Raw genomic sequence first — 18,823 nt, forward strand, 5'->3', positions numbered from 1 at the left:
CAAAAGCCCCGCACAGGAAACTGTGCGGGGCTTTTTCGCGTTGGTGTTTCCTGAAAGAAGCATGCGTCATCAGCAATAGATGACTATTTGAGCAACCACGACAGCACTAGCAACAGCAACAGGATGCCCGCGACGCCCTGCCAGAAATTGGCCGGCTCGCGCATGGCCTCTGATGGCGTCAGCGCCTTGCCGGGATCTTGCTGCGGCAGACGTAGAGCGTAGAGCAACTCCGACAGGCGCCGGAAGCGCAGCGTACGCTGTGGGTCCAATGCACGCTTGAGGGCCTCATCCAACATCTGTGGCACTTCTGCATTACGCATGCGCGCCGATTGATACTCCAGTAGTTCGAGGTCAGTCTGGGTGCGTAATTGCTCAAGCGACTGGGAGTACGGCTGCATACCCGTCAACAGCCAGTAAATCACCGATGCCAGCCCATATTGATCACTGCGTCGGCTTACCTCAGCGCCTAACGCATACTCCGGCGCACTGTGCTTGGTCAGCCCAACCTGGCGTGCCAGCGGCCCTGCACTCTCGTGTCCATCGCCTTCACGCAGATGGCAGGCACCGAAATCCACCAGCACTACCTTGCCATGACGGTCAATCATCACATTATCCGGATGGATCAGCTGATGCATGACCTCACGACGATGAAGCGCATGCACCGCCTTTCCCAACTGACGCGCAATATCGAGACGCTGCTCAAGGTTGGCCTGAGGATGCTGGCGTGCCCAGTCGGTCAAGGTACGCGCTTCCAGATGCTCGAGCAGATAGTAGAGGTGGTCACGCGGGCGTGACGGCTCCATCACCTTGACCACAAAGGGCGAGTTGACCCGATCTACCACCCACTGCTGAAGCAGGAAGTGCTCCAGATAGGCATTTTTGAGCGATAATTCCGGGCTTGGCGCCTTCATCACCATCACGCGCCGGCTCTTGATGTCACGCACCTTGTAGACACGTACTCGCGCGCTGCGTGACATCACTTCAAGCACTTCCAGTCCATCGATGCGGTCACCCGGCTCTAACTCACGTGGCACCGGTAAATCGCCATAGACACGCCCGGGGGTATCGTCGACGGCACTCGCCAGTCGATCAATACGCACCAGTTGGAAGCAGAATTGATCAGCGGTGTAGCCGCGCTCATCGGCACGCTCAGCAGCGGCATGCGCCAGACGCTCACTGGCCGCATCTAGATCAGACACGTCGGCACGAATCAATGAAACGAAATCTGACGGCAGCAACGTGCCACGCACGGCCTGCGTGGTCAGCAGAAAGATGTCGCCCTGTTTGAGGGGCAGCTCGATGTAATCGATATCGAGATTGACATCCATGCCCAGCGCGCGCGACGGATAACGATAGCCGCCGAGATCAGTGACATGATCACGCGAGATCTGCTCAAACTCACCGCCGCGCAGGCGAAATACCACCGTATCGCCGGCATGGAACAAGTGCGCTGACTGGCCGCGGAAGATCACCGCCGATATCGAAGTGACGTAGCTACCGCCGCGCACGAAGCGACTCTGGCTATAGCACCAGCTATTTAGCGCGCGTAGCACTCGCGTGGCAGAATATTTGACGCTCCAATTATCGGGCGTCGCAAAGTAGTCGGCCAAGAAGCCGCGCACGGTAAGATCACCCGCCTGCTTGGCAATCGCATTCTTGCTGGTGGTGTCCGCGATCAGCGCACACCCTCCTTTGGCCGCCAACTGACCTCGCTCAACCGGAATCTCCAGAGACATCGAGCTACGATGACGCTTGCGATCCGGCGCTACGAAGGCCTGCCCATAACTGAGTGAAAGCTCTGCATCCGCCAAGGCGGTCTCCTTAACTGTTGCTACACACTAGATGCCGCTGTCTCGATTCTGCTGTCACGATTTCGCTGGCTCGGTGCTATTTATTCATGAACGTAACACGCCAACATCACTGACTGGACGGTCTGAGTGCGCCTGATGGCGCTAGATGCGGCCAAGTGTTACCTGCTTGCTCACGTAACGCTATCACTCGATGGTGCAACAGCAGCTGACAGGGCATGGCATAATGGCAAAACGGTCTGTCAGTTCGTATAATTCAGCGGAATTTTGCCCCGCAGGCCTTCAACCCGCAAACCCAAGGACTCGACAATGAGTTTCGACAAGATCCCCGCTGGCAAGGAATTGCCGAACGACGTCTACGTAGCGATCGAGATTCCGGCTAATCACGCGCCGATCAAGTATGAGATCGACAAGGACATCGATGCACTCATGGTGGATCGTTTCATGGCCACCCCGATGTTCTACCCGGCCAACTACGGTTACATCCCGAATACTCTGGCTGACGATGGCGATGCCCTCGATGCACTGGTTGTGACCCCGTATCCGGTCACTCCCGGCAGCGTCATTCGCGCGCGTCCGGTCGGCATTCTCAACATGAGCGATGAAGCTGGTGAAGACGCCAAGCTAGTCTGTGTGCCGCACCAGAAGTTGACCTCCTTGTATGACGACGTGCAGGAAGTCACTGACCTACCGGAATTGCTGCGTCAGCAGATTGCGCACTTCTTCGAGAACTACAAGGATCTCGAGAAAGGCAAGTGGGTCAAGATCGATTCCTGGGCCGGCGCTGATGCTGCCCGTGCCGCAATCGTGAAAGCTGCTGCTGCCTACCTGAAGGACTAAATCCTTCCGGTGACTATCGTCATCTGCCAACAGGTGACCGACTAGTCGTAAAAAGCCCCCGTCATTGACGGGGGCTTTTTTGGTTCTACCTAGGCTACATCACAGCCGCTCAACCTGACTCACCGCTAGCGACGCTTGGCGATCAGCCATTCTCAAGCAGGCTACGCAGGTCGCTGATGGCAGAGTTGGCACGCGCGACGTAGTTGGCCATGACCAACGAGTGGTTGGCAAAGAAACCGAAGCCGGAACCATTGAGAATGACCGGGCTACCGATGTCCGTCTGAGTAGACTCCAGCTCGCGGATAATCTGATCAATCGAGGTCAGCGCATTCTTGTCTTCCAATACACCATGGAAGTCATGACGCACTGCCTTGAGCAGATGAATCAGTGCCCAGGAGGTACCACGTGCCTGATAGAAGACATCATCGATCTCGAGCCACGGCGTCTTGATCTCTTCTTCCGTTTCCGTGTTCTTGGCCGACGTAGCATTCTTGTCACCGGCCAGGCTCAGATTGAGCTGGGACTTGCCAACGCTGGCAGAGAGACGCTGCGATAGCGAGCCAAGACGATTCTCGACATCAGACAGCCATGCCACCAGATTATCGGCACGCGCATAGAACTGGCCGTTGTTCTGGGTATCATCGCTCAGACGCTTGAGGTAATCCCCCAGCTGGCGATTGGCATCGGCGTACTCGCTCTCAGCTTTCGGCAACATCCAGGCATTGGCATCGATGAACAGCAGTGATTCAGCCTTGCCAAGCGCCTTGTCATCGCTGGACTGGGACTGAGAGCGACTGAATTCCTTGCGCATCTCGCGCGTCATGTCGCGTATCTGTACCAGCACGCCATATTCCCAGTTGGGCATGTTATCGAGCCATAACCCGGGCGGTGCAATGTCGTTCTTCAGATAACCACCCGGCTTGTGCAGCAAAGTGTCATTGAGCTTCATCAACGTGGCGACCGTTGCGGTACCCGTCGGCAGAGTTTCGAAGGCAGGTGCAACGGATTCACCATCAACACTGGCTTCAGGTACGGCAAGACCATGCACACGCGCCAATTCAGTGCGGGTGGCTTGATCAACATTGAACTCGTCCGGTTCAGTGCTCCAATAAATGCCAAGACCGACGCATACCAGCAGGTAAATGATGAACAGGCCGACCAAGGGTTTCCAGATCCAGCCATACTGAGGCGTTTCCAGCACGTCGCGACCTGCGCTGCTCTTGCTGCCTTTACCGAATAGGGCCATGCGTTTTTCCTTGTAGAAAGCCTTGTAGCAAGGCCTTGTGTAAATACGAGTAAAAAGACGTGCGATAAGACCTGAAGCAGATGTCGGTATCCGTGATGCATCTATCGCCGGTACTCATGACGTACGTCCTATCCTATCATGCGTCCCTGCGTGTACCAGTCGCACTCAGCGAGGTAGACCAGATACACGAAGATGATGACGTTGACATAAAGGCATATTCATCTGCGTGCAAGTCACCTTCGGTGATCATGGTCGGCATCACTCGGCGCTGACGCTATCTTTCAATAGGCGCTATTCGCCGCTGACGCTCTCTCGCTGCTGACACTATCCCACGATAGACCACCGCAGCGGCCTCCGGCACTGTAAAAGGATGCTTTTGTGCTTCGTCCGTTTTTAGAAAGCTGCGCTCCGCTCAGTCCATCATTACTGCGCCGACTCGCGGCGACTGTTGTCGCCCTGCTGCTGACCTTCGCCGTACTGAGCACATCGACACCCGTCCATGCGGGTTTGTTCGGCAATGACTCCTCTTCTTCCGGTGCATCGTCATCTACCGGGCTTTTTGGCAGCGGTAACAGCAACAGCGAATTCCTGCCGGTCGGAGAAGCCTTCACTCCACGCGCCTGGCGAGAAGGCAGCAATCTCTATGTCGGCTTCACGAGTGCAGATGGCTACTATCTGTACCGACACCAGTTTTCTTTCTCCAGCAGCGATGTCGATATAGCGCTAGGCAAGGCAGACATTCCGTCGGGAGAATTCAAGCAAGACCCGTATATGGGCGAAGTACGAGTCTTTCATGACCCATTGGTCATTCGCATTCCTCTCAAGGGCTCCCCTAAAGGACTGCGCGAAGAGCGACCTGCCAATGGCCCGGTATCTCTATCGCTGACCTTCCAGGGCTGTGCCGATGCAGGGCTCTGCTATCCACCGGAAACCGTGACACTCGAAGCAGGAGAGCAAAGCGCACCGGCCCAGTTTGCTGATCTGGTGCCGACTTCCACTGCCAACATACCTGATGGCAAGTCCGGCGTAGATAGCGACAAGGCCAAGAGCCAAACTGCGTCACCGACGACGGCGACCAGTACTGATGCAGGTTTCAGCGCATTGTTTATCGATGCAAGCCTTCTTACGGCATTGGGACTGTTCTTCCTTGCAGGACTTGGACTGACCTTCACGCCCTGTGTATTGCCGATGATTCCGATTCTCAGCTCGATCATCGTCGGCCAGCGCCCCAGCCGTCCGCGAGCCCTGCTACTGTCCTCAAGCTACGCACTCGGCATGGCGCTGACCTACGCCGCCGCTGGCACGCTGATGGGACTGTTTGGCGCGGGTCTCAACCTGCAAGCCCATCTACAGGCACCGGCAGTACTGATTCCCTTCGCGGCACTGTTCGTCGTCTTTGCTCTCGCCATGTTCGGCGCCTTCAACCTGCGCCTGCCCGGCAGCCTGCACTCACGTCTCGATGGCTTGCAGTCACGCCTGATGAGCGCAGGCCCTGGTGGACTGGCCCTCGCGGGGGCATTGTCAGTACTGGTGGTTTCACCATGCGTCTCGGCACCTCTTGCGGGTGCACTGGTCTACCTTTCAGCCAGTGGTGATGCGCTCAAGGGTGGACTGGCCCTGTTCGCGCTCGGGCTTGGCATGGGCATCCCACTGATACTGGTCGGTACTTTTGGTGCCAGTCTGCTACCCAAGGCTGGCAGCTGGATGAATGGCATCAAGCAGGCCTTCGGTCTGCTCCTGCTGGGTGTCGCGTTATGGTTGATAGAGCGACTGCTGCCGGCATCGCTGACCCTGCTCGGCTGGGCGGCACTCGCGATTGGCACTGGAGTAGCACTCGGAGCGCTCTCGAGCACCACGCAGGGCTGGAGCCGCGCCCGCCAGGCAATCGGACTGATCGCACTGGGCTGGGGAATGATTAGTCTGCTCGGCGTAGCCGGTGGCGCGACAGACCCACTCCGCCCGCTGCTTCCGTTCACCGGCGGTACGTCATCCGGCGATAACACGCAAAGCGAGGCACTTGATTTCACTACCGTGACCGACATGGATGCACTCAGTCGCGAGCTGTCACTGGCCGCTAGCCGCGGCCAGCCGGTCTTTGTCGACTACTATGCTGATTGGTGCATCTCCTGCAAGGTCATGGAGCGCGAAGTCTTCCCCAAGGTTGCCAGTCAGCTGCGTCAGTTTCACTTGATCCGCGCCGATGTTACCGGCACTGGTGAAGAGACCCAGGCTCTGCTCAAGTCCTTCGGTCTTTTCGGTCCACCGAGTCTGCTGTTCTTTGCCGATAACCAGGAACTGCGTGAAGCCCGTATTCAAGGTGAAGTGAATACCGAACAGCTAGGCCTGCATCTGGATAAAGTCCTCCGTCAGCAACGTAGCAAGTGATTCGCATCACACTTCATCTGCGATTGCCGCCCGCCACCGTGCGTACGGTGGCGGGCCAAGCTCTTGTTGCATGCACAGATACTTCATCCGTGCCTCAACAGATGAACGGAAAGCGGCAAAAAATCAGGTTCGGTGCCAAACTGGACAGCGTTCGAGAATTTCGGCAGAATCCGCGTCACTGCGGCAACAGCCTAGGCTCAATAGGTAAACGTCGCGGATAGTGACGGTATCTTTGCACTTTCCTCTAGGGTTAACAGCTCAACGAGCTTACGACTCGGTATCTGCTGACAGAAGGGACTTTCATGGCACACATCCTGGTACTCAACGGCCCCAATCTGAATCTGCTGGGCACCCGTGAACCTGAGGTGTATGGCACGACCACTTTGGACGATATCCGAGTGCGTCTCAGTCTGCGTGCCAGCGAAGCAGGCCATCAGCTGGACTGGTTGCAGTCCAATGCCGAGCATGTACTTGTCGAGCGAGTCCATGCTGCCCGCGAGGACGGTACCGCCATTATCCTGATCAATCCGGCGGCCTTTACCCATACCAGCGTAGCGCTGCGCGATGCCCTGCTGGGTGTCGCACTCCCTTTTATTGAGCTGCACCTTTCCAATACTCATGCTCGCGAGGCGTTCCGCCATCATTCGTATTTTTCCGATGTGGCACGTGGCGTCATCATGGGCTTTGGAGCTCATAGTTATGACATGGCGCTTGAAGCAGCCCTGAATGATCTAGCCAGCGGCTAACACATCGCCATCAGGCCTCCTTTCGGCCTGACAGACAGATTCACCGGTCAGTTTCACGGCCGGGACAGCCATCAGGGCTGTCGCCCGCAGCCTTTGCAAAAACGAATGCAGTACGACTGCACTTACTTTTTCCAGCCACTTTTATATCGGGATTAATTTCATGGATATCCGCAAGGTCAAGAAGCTGATCGAGTTGCTCGAAGAGTCGAACATCAGCGAAATCGAGATCCAGGAAGGCGAAGAATCCGTCCGTATCAGCCGCCATCCGCAGGGCTTTGCCCAGCAGCCGATGATGCAGGCCCCGATGATGATGCAGCAGCCGATGCAGCAACAGCAGGCCGCTCCGGCTACCGGGGACATCGAGACTCCGGCAGCACCGGCTGCGCCGCAGGGCCATACCATCAACTCACCGATGGTCGGCTCCTTCTATCGCTCTCCGGCACCGGGCTCCAAGTCCTTCATTGAAGTCGGCCAAAGCGTCAAGAAAGGCGATACCGTTTGCATCGTCGAAGCCATGAAGATGATGAACCAGATCGAAGCCGACAAGGATGGCGTTGTTGAAGCGATTCTTATCGAAGACGGCGAACCTGTCGAATTCGACCAGCCCATGATCGTCATTTCCTGATCCCAACGGACACGTCACCATGCTCGACAAGGTACTGATTGCCAACCGCGGTGAGATCGCCCTTCGCATCCTTCGCGCCTGCAAGGAATTGGGCATCAAGACGGTAGCGGTGCACTCCAAGGCCGACCGCGACCTGATGCACGTTCGCCTGGCAGATGAAGCCGTATGCATCGGCCCTGCCTCCTCTGCCAAATCCTATCTGCACATCCCGGCGCTGATCGCAGCAGCCGAGGTGACGGATGCCGACGCCATTCACCCGGGCTACGGCTTCCTGTCAGAAAATGCCAACTTCGCCGAACAGGTGGAACGCTCCGGCTTCGCCTTCATTGGCCCGCGCCCTGAAACCATACGCATGATGGGTGACAAGGTTGCTGCCATTGAGGCTATGAAGCTCGCGGGTGTACCTACCGTACCGGGCTCTGACGGTCCGCTGTCAGAAGATGAAGATGAACTTTATGCCATCGCTGAGCGCATCGGTTATCCGGTGATCATCAAGGCCGCGGCTGGCGGCGGTGGTCGCGGCATGCGCGTCGTACACTCCAAGGCCAGCCTGCTGTCCTCTGTCAGCATCACCATCGGTGAAGCAGCCGCTGCCTTTGGCGATGGCACGGTGTACATGGAGAAGTTCCTCCAGAACCCGCGCCACGTCGAAGTTCAGGTACTGGCCGATGGCCAAGGTCATGCTGTCCATCTGTATGACCGTGATTGCTCTCTGCAGCGCCGTCACCAGAAGGTACTGGAGGAAGCACCGGCTCCGCTACTCGACGAAGAAGCCCGCGCCAAGGTGCTCAAGTCCTGTACCGATGCCTGCATTGAAATCAACTATCGTGGCGCCGGCACCTTCGAGTTCCTGTACGAAGATGGTGGTTTCTACTTCATCGAAATGAACACGCGTGTTCAGGTGGAGCATCCGGTCACCGAGATGGTCACCGGTATCGATATCGTCAAGGAACAGCTACGCATCGCTTCTGGTCTGCCACTGTCCGTGCGCCAAGAAGATATCAAGCTACGTGGTCACTCCTTCGAGTGCCGCATCAATGCCGAGGACTCGCGCACCTTCATGCCGTCTCCGGGCAAGGTCGAGCTCTATCATGCGCCGGGCGGCTTGGGCGTACGCATGGACTCGCATCTGTACTCTGGCTATACCGTTCCGCCGCATTATGACTCTCTGATCGGCAAGCTGATCACCTGGGGCGAAAGCCGCGAGATCGCATTGACGCGTATGCGTATTGCTCTCGATGAACTGCTGGTGGAAGGCATCAAGACCAACACTGATCTGCACAAGGACTTGGTGCGTGACAGCGCCTTCCAGAAAGGTGGCGTCAACATCCATTATCTGGAGAAGAAGCTGGGCCTGTAATCCATGCCTGGCTGATGCCTGCAGGTGCGTAGTGGATATGCATCTGCAGGCAGACGTAACAGAAGGGTGGCCTCGGCCGCCCTTCTGTCGTCTCTATCCCCCTCTTCTCATACCGTTTTCTACAGGAGTCACCATGTCCTGGCTGCAACTCAAGTCCCGTATCGTTCCGGATCATGCTGAAATTCTCGAGCATCTGCTGCTTGAGGAAGGCGCTTGCGCCATCACCCTGCAGGACGCCGAAGACCAGCCGTTGTTCGAGCCTGACCTCGGCAGTACGCCACTGTGGAGTGAAACCGTCCTTACTGGCTTATGGGACGGTACTGAAGGCATCGAAGCCATGCGTGAACGAGTACGCGCTGGCTGGGCGGCATTGATCCCCGGCGAGCCCTGCCCCGAAATCGAGGTCGAAATCCTTGAAGACCGTGACTGGACGCGCGAGTGGATGGACGGCTTCGAGCCACTGCGCATGGGCCAGCGACTGTGGATCGTGCCCAGCTGGCACGAGGCGCCCGAGCAGGACGCCGTCAATCTGATGCTGGATCCGGGCCTTGCCTTTGGCACCGGTACCCATCCGACCACGGCATTGTGCCTGGAATGGCTCGACGGCCTGGCCGTTGACGGTAAGCTCGCCCGACACAGCGTGCTCGATTTCGGCTGCGGCTCCGGCATTCTGGCCATCGCAGCACTCAAACTCGGTGCGGTACAGGCACTTGGTACTGATATTGACCCTCAGGCACTGCAGGCCTCACGTGACAATGCCTTGCGCAATGCTGTCAGTGATCAGTTGACGCTCTGCTACCCGGACCGCCTGCCAGACACTGACTACCAGATCGTGGTCGCCAACATTCTGGCCGGCCCGCTGGTCGAACTGGCTCCACAGATCGTGGCCAACATCGCACCGGGTGGCCTGCTGGCACTGTCCGGCATTCTGGCACCGCAAGCAGCCGGCGTGCTGGAAGCCTACCGCGAGGCAGGCCTGATCATGGATGAGCCGGTAGAACGTGACGGCTGGGTGCGCCTCAACGGTCAGCGCCCGCAAATGACCTGATTAGCCAGCCCTCAATCGCTGCGGGGAATGCATCAGGATGAAATAGGCCTTCAAACCCCGCGGCGCTCTAGGTATCATGACGCCCCCGCGCTAGCCCTCATGCCCATCAGACACGAGCACCATGACAGAGACTTCTCTTCATACCGACCTGCCCTGCATCGGTATGCATCAGCTTCCCAATCGCGTGATTCTTGCCCCGATGGCGGGTGTCACCGATCGTCCATTCCGGCAGCGCTGCCGTGAACTGGGCGCTGGGTTGGTGGTGTCCGAGATGGTCACGAGCGACAAGCGCCTGTGGAATACGGTCAAGTCACGTACGCGCATGAACCATGCCGGTGAGCCCGGTCCGCGCGCGGTACAAATCGCCGGAGGCGATGCCGAGATGCTGGCCGAGGCGGCCGCTCTCAACGCCGAAATGGGCGCTGAGATCATCGATATCAACATGGGGTGTCCGGCCAAGAAGGTCTGCAACAAGGCCGCCGGTTCCGCGTTGATGCGTGATGAGCGGCTGGTCGGTGAAATTCTCGACGCGGTAGTTCGTGCCGTCGACATCCCCGTGACGCTGAAGATGCGCACCGGCTGGTGTGACGACACACGCAACGCGCTGATCATCGCGCGCATGGCCGAAAGCGCCGGCATTCAGGCGCTTTCCATCCACGGTCGTACTCGTCAGCAGAAATATACCGGCGAAGCCGAATACGACACCATTGCTGCTGTAAAGGCCGCGGTATCGATTCCCATCTTCGCCAATGGCGATATCGACAGCGGCGAGAAAGCCCGTCATGTGCTTGACTATACGGGGGCGGACGCCGTGATGATCGGTCGCGCCGCACAAGGAAATCCCTGGATTTTCCGCGAGATCAATCACTATCTGGCCACTGGCCAGGTAGCCTGTGGCCCGAGTGATGCGGAGCGTGCTCACGTGATGCGCACCCACCTCGAGGCTCTGTACGAATTCTATGGTGACTACATGGGCGTGCGCATCGCGCGCAAACATGTGGGCTGGTATCTGGCGACACGCGAGGATGGCAGTGAGCTCAAACGCCACTTCAACCCTCTCGAGGAGCCAGATGATCAGCGCCAGTTCCTGACCCGCCTGTTCGGCGAGCCGGAAGGCATCGCCCGCACCGAGACGCAAGGAAGTCACGCAGCATGACCAGCAGGCACCCCCTCTCACCGGACGACGAAAGCCAGGCCACCCTGATGACGCCTGTACGGCACCATCAGACCCTGCGCGAGGCCGTCGAGCATTCCATGGCGCGCTACTTTGCCCACCTGGATGGCGAACAGGTTACCGACCTGCATGCCATGGTGATGGCCGAGGTCGAGGCGCCACTACTGGAAGCGGTGATGGCCCACGCTCAGGGCAACCAGACCCGCGCCGCCGACATGCTGGGCCTCAATCGAGGCACACTGCGCAAGAAGCTCAAGCAGTTTGATCTGATCTAATCCCGCCGGGGCACCTTCACAGGTGCCCCGGCGTCTTTTTGTTGATCCACGAGTGGAGCATCATGCAAGCCAAGCCCCAAGCCATCCGTCGCGCCCTCCTGAGTGTTTCCGACAAGACAGGCATTGTCGAATTCGCCCGTGCCCTCGACGCCCGCGGTGTCGCCCTTCTGTCCACCGGCGGTACTTTCCGCCTGCTCAAGGACAACGGTCTCAATGTCACCGAAGTGTCCGAGCATACCGGCTTCCCGGAAATGATGGATGGCCGGGTCAAGACGCTGCATCCGAAGATTCACGGTGGCATTCTTGGCCGACGCGGTCAGGACGATGCAGTGATGGCCGAGCATGGCATCGATCCCATCGATATGGTCATCGTCAATCTGTACCCGTTCGCCGCCACCGTGGCCAATCCGGACTGTTCGCTTGAAGATGCCATCGAGAATATCGATATCGGCGGTCCGACCATGGTGCGTTCCTGCGCCAAGAACCACGCGCATACCACCATCGTGGTCAACGCAGCCGATTATGACCGCGTAATCGCCGAGATGGATGCCAACGACAACGCCGTCAGCGACGCCGCGCGCTTTGATCTGGCCGTGGCCGCCTTCGAGCATACCGCTGCCTACGATGGTGCCATCGCCAACTGGCTGGGCCAGCGTGTCGAAGGGGGCAGCGAAGGGCTGCCGCGTCAATACAACGTCAGCCTGACCAAGAAGCAGGACATGCGTTACGGCGAGAACCCGCATCAGCAGGCGGCTTTCTACGTCGAGGATGATGCGCGTGAAGCCAGCGTCGCGACTGCCGTGCAGGTACAGGGCAAGGCACTGTCCTACAACAACGTCGCTGACACCGATGCCGCCTTCGAATGCGTCAAGGCATTTGATGAGACGGCCTGTGTCATCGTCAAGCACGCCAACCCGTGTGGCGTCGCCATCGGTGAGTCTGCACTGGCCGCCTACGAGCGCGCCTTCCAGACCGACCCGACCAGCGCCTTCGGCGGCATCATCGCCTTCAACGTGCCGCTGGATGCCGAGACCGCGCAGGCCATCGTCTCACGTCAGTTCGTCGAGGTGATCATCGCTCCGGGAATCAGCGAAGAAGCCGCTGCCATCATCGCGACCAAGGCCAATGTGCGCCTGCTGAACGTCGCTGATGCGTGGGAAATCGAACGTGCCGGCGGCCATGACTTCAAGCGTGTGACGGGCGGCCTGCTGGTGCAGGACCGCGATCATGGCATGGTCGGCCGTGATGAACTCAAGGTCGTCACCGAGCGCGCCCCGAGCGAGCAGGAACTCAACGACCTGACCTTCGCTTGGAAAGTCGCCAAGTTCGTCAAGTCCAATGCCATCGTCTACATCAAGGATGGCCAGACCATTGGCGTGGGCGCGGGCCAGATGAGCCGTGTCTATTCCGCCAAGATCGCCGGCATCAAGGCCGCTGATGAAGGACTTGTCGTGCCGGGTTCAGTGATGGCGTCCGATGCGTTCTTCCCGTTCCGCGATGGTATCGATGCCGCTGCAGCAGCAGGCATCACAGCCGTCATCCAGCCGGGTGGGTCCATGCGTGACCAGGAAGTCATCGACGCGGCCAACGAAGCCGGCATCGCCATGGTCTTCACCGGCATGCGTCACTTCCGTCATTAAGGGCGCGTCATTGAACACGCATCATTGATGGGCAGTAGTGACATGACTGAACGCAGTGTCTAGCACATGGCATCCCGCGCTCAATCAAAAGCCCCCGTCAGCGACTCGCTGACGGGGGCTTTTTCTTACTCATGAAGGCACTACTGCTCAATCGAGCGGGACGTTGACCCAGCGCAGGAAGTTGTCACGCGCCACATTGCGTGCCGTAGCCGGTGACAGTGCATCGAGGAATGGCGTATAGCTTGACAGGATATCGCCCACTGAGCCGAAGCGCCCCACCACATCACTGCCCAGCACGAAACGCTCGGGGAAGCGTTCAACCAGCTTCACCCAGCGCGAACGCGGCTGGCCATTATCATCCAGCAGGTAAGGCTCTAGCACTGACCACGATAGATCGATGTTCAGATTCGGGTACGTCTCCAGCATGCGTTCCACTTCGTCGTACAGCCATTCGATACGCCCCAGCCGTCGCGTCAACTCGGCACTGGTGCCGGCGTGCGCCCAGATAAAGGTGGTTTTGGGGTTATCACGCACCGCGCTCTCGAATTCATTGAGGTATAGCGGCTCATGCCCTTCGCGCTTACTGGTGATATTGGAATGCACCAATACCGGCAGGCCTTTTTCGGCTGCCAATGCGTAGACCTTCATCAAGGCTGAATGATTGGCGCGCGGCGTCTCGCCATCGGTCAAGCGCGTCAGATCATCATGACGCGTGAAGACTTCACCAATGCCCTTCCAGAAACCGGGATAGATCGCCATCAACTGACGAATTTCGTCAGCCGCGTTCAGGTCAGTGGGATTGAAGCCAGTGATGAAGGGCGAGAAGCGTGCCTGCACCGGTTTGGGCGCACGGGTCAGCGCTTCGGCAAGGATGTAATCAGTGCCAGAATACCAGTACACCGGCGCATCATCGCCCATGTAGTAGCGCGGCTTCTTGGGGGCATCTTGCTGCCACTTCTTGGCGACGCCAATCCCGGTGATCAGTGCATGATCGACGTGTGCCGTGTCCATTGCATCCAATAAATCCCCCAGACCATCGCCATGCTGGAAGAAATCGACGAAATGTAGGTGAGCATCGCTGTAATGATAATCTCGCGTCGTCGCTTCGGGATTTCCATCCGCACCTTGCGCCACGCCGACTACAAGGCTGGTAGCCAACGCCAGGCCACCGATCAATAACGATCGTGGCAGGCGGTAGGCGAGCATCAAACGCGCAGGTGAAGCAATAAACAGTGACATGAAGAACTCCGGCAGACAGGACCCATGATTCTGCGGTGCCTACCGGCTATTGCGCAAGCGCACTTAGCCTGCCATTACGCCTTCACTGCCGAGCTGCTCGCGACGTGCGGCGACACGATTCCAGACCTTTTCGTGGAAGAAGAAGGCCACGGTATTGACGGCCGGTTCGACGATAGCGACCAGTCCTCCGACCACGATATCGCCAGTCAGCAGGTAGGTCACGCCGAAAGCGATGGTGAAGTGCATGCTGGCAAAGGTCAGTGTCTTGGTCATGTCGGCAGCCCTCCGGGCCATCAATATTCTGCAAGGAAATACAAAATGAATACGTGGGAAGCAGCGTGGTACTGAGTGGTGCTGCTTCGATGAAATTAATGATAGTGAGTCTCATCTGCATTATGAAATCACTTTACCCTACGTTATCGATAAGCCTTGGCTATCGCCCTTCCCGACGCCTGCTCTGATCCACGCGCGCCAGTCGAGCACAGATCCGCTAGAATGCACTGCCAGTCGGTTAACCGGTGCTGACTAGCAGCTTTAACTTCTTTTCTTCTTTTCTCCTTTTGTTCCTGCAAGGTCGCCATGACGCCGCATATTGACTCCGCTACCCTCCAGACACTGCTTGAACGCCTGACCGAAGATGCCGCTCGCTGTTTCAATGAAGGCAAGGTGGCCGACTACATTCCGGCGCTGGCAAAGGTAGATCCGGATCAATTTGGTATCGCTGTGTGCCATGTAGACGGTAGCGTCCAGTACGCAGGTAACGCTCGGACACGCTTCTCGATACAGTCCATCTCCAAGGTGCATGCGCTGGTACTGGCGATGCAGCGCCTTGAATCCGATGAAATCTGGACACGCGTGGGCCGTGAGCCTTCCGGTCAGGCCTTCAATTCGATCATGCAGCTGGAGGTGGAGAACGGTATACCGCGCAATCCCTTCATCAATGCAGGTGCGCTGGTGATCACCGACCTGCTGGTGTCACGCATCGTCTCGATCCAGAACACTCTGCGTGAGCAGCTCAGACGGCTTTCCGGCAGTGATGACATCGGCTTTGACGAGAAGGTCGCTCGCTCGGAGATGGACCACAAGGCACGCAATGCCTCACTGGCCTATCTGATGCAGGCCTACGGCAATGTCCATGCTGATGTGGATGATGTGCTGGATACTTATTTTCACAGTTGCTCGGTGGAGATGGACTGTGTGGAGTTGGCACGTAGCTTCGCCTTCCTCGCCAACCGTGGCGTCAATCCACTGGATGGCAAGCAAGTGGTCACGACGCTGGAGACACGTCAGATCAACGCACTGCTGCTGACCTGCGGGCTATATGACGCAGCGGGCGACTTCGCCTGGCGGGTGGGCCTGCCGGGCAAGAGCGGCGTCGGCGGCGGGATCATCGCGATTCTACCGGGGCAGATGAGCATCTGCGTGTGGTCGCCGCGCCTGGACGGCTATGGCAACTCGATTGCCGGTCGTCATGCACTGGAAGGACTGGTGGCAGGGATGGGGCTCTCTCCTCTTGGCTGAGCACGGCGACAGGCGACAGGGCACAAAAGACAGCCAACAAAAAGGGCGAGCCGCGTCCGCCACGCTACTCGCCCTGTCTTCAATCCGTGAAGACTATCACCACAGGTCCCGCTTATTCACTGTAGTTTACTTAAGAACATTCACAAGTAAGTGAATGCCGACAAGCTCATCAAGAGATTACCGTCACTGACCAGTAAAAGTGCTGAGCTTTTGCCTCAGCCATAGGGATACCACGCGTTAGAGCACAACTGATTGCCAAGTCCTCTAAAGCAACGAGAACCCATTAAAGTGAAAGCGCCCGCTCGAGTCTCCTCGAGCGGGCGCTTCGTTTGCGATTCTGCCTTACTGATGTGATGCATCAATTCAGCAGTGATCACAAAATACAGACCAGATGCATCAGGTCAAAGACAGGCACAGATACTTGGTTTCCATATACTCTTCGAGACCGTATTTGGAGCCCTCTCGACCCAGCCCCGATGCCTTGGTGCCACCAAAGGGTGCCGCAGCATTCGAGATAAGACCGGTATTGATACCGACCATGCCATAGTCGAGACCTTCCGAGACACGCCACACACGCTTGAGATCACTACTGTAGAAGTAGCTGGCGAGGCCAAACTCGGTGTCATTGGCCATCTCAATAGCCTCTTCCTCACTTTCGAAGGGGAAAATGGCCGCCAGCGGACCAAAGGTCTCTTCACGCGCGACCTTCATCTCTGGCGTCACCTGAGTGATCAGCGTCGGCGTGAAGTAGCTCCCCCCCAACGGATGCGGGTGTCCACCCAGCAGCAACTCAGCGCCCTTATCAAGGGCATCACGCACGTGCTCGGTGACCTTCTCGACAGCATCATTGTCGATCAGCGGGCCGACCTTGACGCCTTCATCAAGTCCGTTACCAATCGTCAATTCAGCATTCATCGCGGCCGCCAGCTTCTCGCTGAAAGCATTCACGACGCTGGACTGAACGAGGAAACGGTTGGTACACACACAAGTCTGACCGGCATTTCTGAACTTGGCGGCCATCGCGCCTTCAACTGCAGCATCGAGATCAGCATCCTCGAATACCAGGAAGGGAGCATTGCCACCCAGTTCCAGCGAAATCTTCTGAATGTGCTGGGAAGCATTGGCCATCAAGCCGCGACCCACTTCGGTGGAGCCGGTGAAGGTCACCTTGCGCACGATGCTGGAATCCGTCATGGCAGCGGCAATGTCTTTTGCCGAACCCGGCACGACATTGAACACACCGCGCGGCACACCAGCGCGCTCAGCCAATACCGCCAGCGCCAGTGCGGAGAACGGGGTCTGGCTGGCCGGCTTGACGACAATGGGGCAACCCGCTGCCAGTGCGGCACCCGCCTTGCGAGTGATCATCGAGCACGGGAAATTCCATGGCGTGATGGCAGCGACGACGCCAACAGGCTGCTTGAGTACGATAATGCGCTGATCACGCTTGGCGGCCGGAATAGTATCACCGTAGATACGCTGACCTTCCTCGGCAAACCAGCGCAAGAAGCTGGCAGCATACTGAATCTCACCAGCGGCTTCGGCCAGCGGCTTGCCCTGCTCCAGCGTCATGATGCGCGCAAGATCATCCTTGTGCTCAAGCATCAGCGCATACCACTTCATCAGGATGTCAGCGCGCTCGAGGGCAGGCGTATCTTTCCAATCAGAAAAGGAGCGCTGGGCAGCCTCGATGGCACGCTCAGTCTCGGCATAGCCCAAACGCGGCACACGACCAATGATCTCGCCAGTGGCGGGATTATTGACCTCTATCTGCTCGCCAGAATCAGCGGCTACCCAGCCACCGTCAATATAGGCAAAGGGGCGAAACAGACTGGTATCGTTAAGATGTTCCATAGTGGACTCCCGAGACATGCATGCAGGTCAAGCCGAGATATCGGTAGCATCAAGCCCCTGACTCCTTAAATGCCACTTGGGTTCCATCTAGGCACCAAGAATGCTCAAGGACGTCAGACACTACCGATACGTTCAGAGGCTACCGATAAGACTAGCCTAGTGGGTGGGGGCGTTACTCAACAACCACAACCCCAGCAGTGTTATCAGCAACAGAGCGATCAGGCTTTTCGCCAACCATGGCGAACCAATACGAGAAGTAAAGGACGTAGGAGAATCCGAGAGGGAGGACGGTTCAGCAGGCATCTTCTTGCGTGCCTTCTGTTGCTTCACTCGTGTATTGAATACCTGTACGGCACGCCCATTACGCACTTCGAAATCGACTGCCAGCCCACTGCCAGGCAAGCCGCGTCCGCGCCAGCCGACCAGATCAAAGATATGCTCTGCGCCCTTCTCATCCACGATAATGCCTTCTTGGCGATCATCATCGAAGGTCTTGATTTCACCTAGCACGTCACGACTCCTGATATTCGAGCGATATTCGACAGGCTCTCTGACAGAGCATCAAGCCGGAGACACCAGACTCTCGTCAGGTGCGATCTTCGCGGCTGTCGGACAGCGTAATGGAGACTGAATCAGAGAAGCGCAGCGCATGCGGTTTGTCGATTTCGACCTGTGCCGTCATCACCTGCTCATGCCTCATCACGATGTCGAGCACTTCACGCGTCATGCGTTCGAGTAGCGCAAAGCGGCCATCCTCGACATGAGCGATCAGTTGCTTGGTGATGGTGCGATAGTTGAGCGCTTCGCTGATGTGATTGAACTGCACCGCACGTGCAGCGCGATAGCGGATCACGACATTGATCACGACATCCTGACGATTCTGGATCTCATCTTCATTGATACCGATATAGGTACGCAGACGCAGATTCTTGATCCGGATGGTGGCGAGATCGTGATCGAGATGTTCATCATGCAGGGCATGCATCGGCATCGGCTGGTACTCCGATCAGGGAGGGCGTCCTCAAGGAGATATCATTCTCATGAGGTGGCGCCCTCAATCGA

Annotated in this window: 17 protein-coding genes; 10 read left to right on the forward strand and 7 right to left on the reverse strand. The window is 57.7% G+C overall.

The window, feature by feature from the left end; genetic code table 11:
- Window positions 1-83 precede the first annotated feature (83 nt).
- A complete protein-coding gene (locus tag CFN46_RS02185) occupies window positions 84-1,811 on the reverse strand; it encodes a bifunctional protein-serine/threonine kinase/phosphatase (RefSeq protein ID WP_024950786.1) in 1,728 nt (575 codons plus the stop codon).
- Between the two features lie 306 nt (window positions 1,812-2,117).
- Here CFN46_RS02185 and ppa point away from each other — a divergent pair, with 306 nt between their 5' ends.
- A complete protein-coding gene (ppa, locus tag CFN46_RS02190) occupies window positions 2,118-2,648 on the forward strand; it encodes an inorganic diphosphatase (protein ID WP_024950785.1) in 531 nt (176 codons plus the stop codon).
- A 142-nt stretch (window positions 2,649-2,790) separates the two neighbouring features.
- On the opposite strand, the gene CFN46_RS02195 is transcribed toward ppa, so the two are convergent.
- Window positions 2,791-3,894 (reverse strand): DUF2333 family protein, encoded by a 1,104-nt coding sequence (locus CFN46_RS02195; protein ID WP_024950784.1) that lies wholly within the window; start codon window positions 3,892-3,894, stop codon window positions 2,791-2,793.
- 378 nt (window positions 3,895-4,272) lie between these two features.
- Between CFN46_RS02195 and dsbD the strand changes: the two genes are divergently transcribed.
- From dsbD to purH, 8 genes are all read left to right on the forward strand, one after another.
- Window positions 4,273-6,279 carry a protein-disulfide reductase DsbD gene (gene dsbD, locus CFN46_RS02200; RefSeq protein ID WP_254918379.1) on the forward strand — a complete coding sequence of 669 codons (2,007 nt, stop codon included), beginning with the start codon at window positions 4,273-4,275 and terminating at the stop codon, window positions 6,277-6,279.
- 302 nt (window positions 6,280-6,581) lie between these two features.
- On the forward strand, window positions 6,582-7,025 hold the full coding sequence (gene aroQ, locus CFN46_RS02205) for a type II 3-dehydroquinate dehydratase (protein WP_024950781.1): 444 nt from the start codon (window positions 6,582-6,584) through the stop codon (window positions 7,023-7,025).
- Between the two features lie 160 nt (window positions 7,026-7,185).
- Entirely contained in the window at window positions 7,186-7,650 is a 465-nt protein-coding gene (gene accB, locus CFN46_RS02210) for an acetyl-CoA carboxylase biotin carboxyl carrier protein (protein WP_024950780.1), read from the forward strand.
- Between the two features lie 19 nt (window positions 7,651-7,669).
- Window positions 7,670-9,010: an acetyl-CoA carboxylase biotin carboxylase subunit gene (gene accC / locus CFN46_RS02215; RefSeq protein ID WP_024950779.1), complete on the forward strand. Its 1,341-nt coding sequence runs from the start codon at window positions 7,670-7,672 to the stop codon at window positions 9,008-9,010.
- Between the two features lie 133 nt (window positions 9,011-9,143).
- The gene (gene prmA / locus CFN46_RS02220) at window positions 9,144-10,058 is read left to right on the forward strand and encodes a 50S ribosomal protein L11 methyltransferase (RefSeq protein WP_024950778.1); all 915 of its coding nucleotides are present in this window, start codon (window positions 9,144-9,146) and stop codon (window positions 10,056-10,058) included.
- Between the two features lie 121 nt (window positions 10,059-10,179).
- Window positions 10,180-11,214, forward strand: coding sequence for a tRNA dihydrouridine synthase DusB (gene dusB, locus CFN46_RS02225; RefSeq protein WP_088742574.1), 1,035 nt, complete (start codon window positions 10,180-10,182; stop codon window positions 11,212-11,214).
- A 47-nt stretch (window positions 11,215-11,261) separates the two neighbouring features.
- Window positions 11,262-11,507: a DNA-binding transcriptional regulator Fis gene (gene fis / locus CFN46_RS02230; RefSeq protein WP_225348107.1), complete on the forward strand. Its 246-nt coding sequence runs from the start codon at window positions 11,262-11,264 to the stop codon at window positions 11,505-11,507.
- 62 nt (window positions 11,508-11,569) lie between these two features.
- Window positions 11,570-13,147, forward strand: a complete 1,578-nt coding sequence (gene purH, locus CFN46_RS02235) for a bifunctional phosphoribosylaminoimidazolecarboxamide formyltransferase/IMP cyclohydrolase (protein WP_088742575.1) — start codon at window positions 11,570-11,572, stop codon at window positions 13,145-13,147.
- 147 nt (window positions 13,148-13,294) lie between these two features.
- Here purH and CFN46_RS02240 read toward each other — a convergent pair whose 3' ends face one another.
- A complete protein-coding gene (locus CFN46_RS02240; RefSeq protein WP_246116413.1) occupies window positions 13,295-14,386 on the reverse strand; it encodes an amidohydrolase family protein in 1,092 nt (363 codons plus the stop codon).
- A 63-nt stretch (window positions 14,387-14,449) separates the two neighbouring features.
- Window positions 14,450-14,659, reverse strand: a complete 210-nt coding sequence (locus tag CFN46_RS02245; protein WP_024950774.1) for a DUF2061 domain-containing protein — start codon at window positions 14,657-14,659, stop codon at window positions 14,450-14,452.
- 306 nt (window positions 14,660-14,965) lie between these two features.
- On the opposite strand from CFN46_RS02245, the gene glsB reads away from it, so the two are divergent.
- A complete protein-coding gene (gene glsB, locus CFN46_RS02250) occupies window positions 14,966-15,907 on the forward strand; it encodes a glutaminase B (RefSeq protein ID WP_035158591.1) in 942 nt (313 codons plus the stop codon).
- Between the two features lie 396 nt (window positions 15,908-16,303).
- Here the strand turns inward: glsB and CFN46_RS02255 are convergent, their stop codons facing one another.
- The 3 genes from CFN46_RS02255 to folX form a co-directional block, all read right to left on the reverse strand.
- A complete protein-coding gene (locus CFN46_RS02255; protein WP_088742576.1) occupies window positions 16,304-17,761 on the reverse strand; it encodes an NAD-dependent succinate-semialdehyde dehydrogenase in 1,458 nt (485 codons plus the stop codon).
- Window positions 17,762-17,917: 156 nt separating this feature from the next.
- Complete coding sequence (locus CFN46_RS02260) at window positions 17,918-18,271, reverse strand: hypothetical protein (protein WP_088742577.1); 354 nt, start codon at window positions 18,269-18,271, stop codon at window positions 17,918-17,920.
- A 76-nt stretch (window positions 18,272-18,347) separates the two neighbouring features.
- Window positions 18,348-18,752, reverse strand: a complete 405-nt coding sequence (gene folX, locus CFN46_RS02265; RefSeq protein ID WP_088742578.1) for a dihydroneopterin triphosphate 2'-epimerase — start codon at window positions 18,750-18,752, stop codon at window positions 18,348-18,350.
- Window positions 18,753-18,823: the final 71 nt, after the last annotated feature.

Origin of the sequence: Cobetia sp. QF-1 (assembly GCF_002213105.1) — a bacterium.
GTDB lineage: Bacteria > Pseudomonadota > Gammaproteobacteria > Pseudomonadales > Halomonadaceae > Cobetia > Cobetia crustatorum.

Bases quoted from the DNA above. Each gene is read 5' to 3' on its own strand.
- CFN46_RS02245 (WP_024950774.1), bottom strand. From the start codon at position 14,659: ATGACCAAGACACTGACCTTTGCCAGCATGCACTTCACCATCGCTTTC.
- CFN46_RS02240 (WP_246116413.1), bottom strand. From the start codon at position 14,386: ATGTCACTGTTTATTGCTTCACCTGCGCGTTTGATGCTCGCCTACCGC.
- glsB (WP_035158591.1), top strand. From the start codon at position 14,966: ATGACGCCGCATATTGACTCCGCTACCCTCCAGACACTGCTTGAACGC.
- folX (WP_088742578.1), bottom strand. From the start codon at position 18,752: ATGCCGATGCATGCCCTGCATGATGAACATCTCGATCACGATCTCGCC.
- ppa (WP_024950785.1), top strand. From the start codon at position 2,118: ATGAGTTTCGACAAGATCCCCGCTGGCAAGGAATTGCCGAACGACGTC.
- purH (WP_088742575.1), top strand. From the start codon at position 11,570: ATGCAAGCCAAGCCCCAAGCCATCCGTCGCGCCCTCCTGAGTGTTTCC.
- dusB (WP_088742574.1), top strand. From the start codon at position 10,180: ATGACAGAGACTTCTCTTCATACCGACCTGCCCTGCATCGGTATGCAT.
- accC (WP_024950779.1), top strand. From the start codon at position 7,670: ATGCTCGACAAGGTACTGATTGCCAACCGCGGTGAGATCGCCCTTCGC.
- CFN46_RS02195 (WP_024950784.1), bottom strand. From the start codon at position 3,894: ATGGCCCTATTCGGTAAAGGCAGCAAGAGCAGCGCAGGTCGCGACGTG.
- prmA (WP_024950778.1), top strand. From the start codon at position 9,144: ATGTCCTGGCTGCAACTCAAGTCCCGTATCGTTCCGGATCATGCTGAA.
- aroQ (WP_024950781.1), top strand. From the start codon at position 6,582: ATGGCACACATCCTGGTACTCAACGGCCCCAATCTGAATCTGCTGGGC.
- CFN46_RS02255 (WP_088742576.1), bottom strand. From the start codon at position 17,761: ATGGAACATCTTAACGATACCAGTCTGTTTCGCCCCTTTGCCTATATT.
- accB (WP_024950780.1), top strand. From the start codon at position 7,186: ATGGATATCCGCAAGGTCAAGAAGCTGATCGAGTTGCTCGAAGAGTCG.
- fis (WP_225348107.1), top strand. From the start codon at position 11,262: ATGACGCCTGTACGGCACCATCAGACCCTGCGCGAGGCCGTCGAGCAT.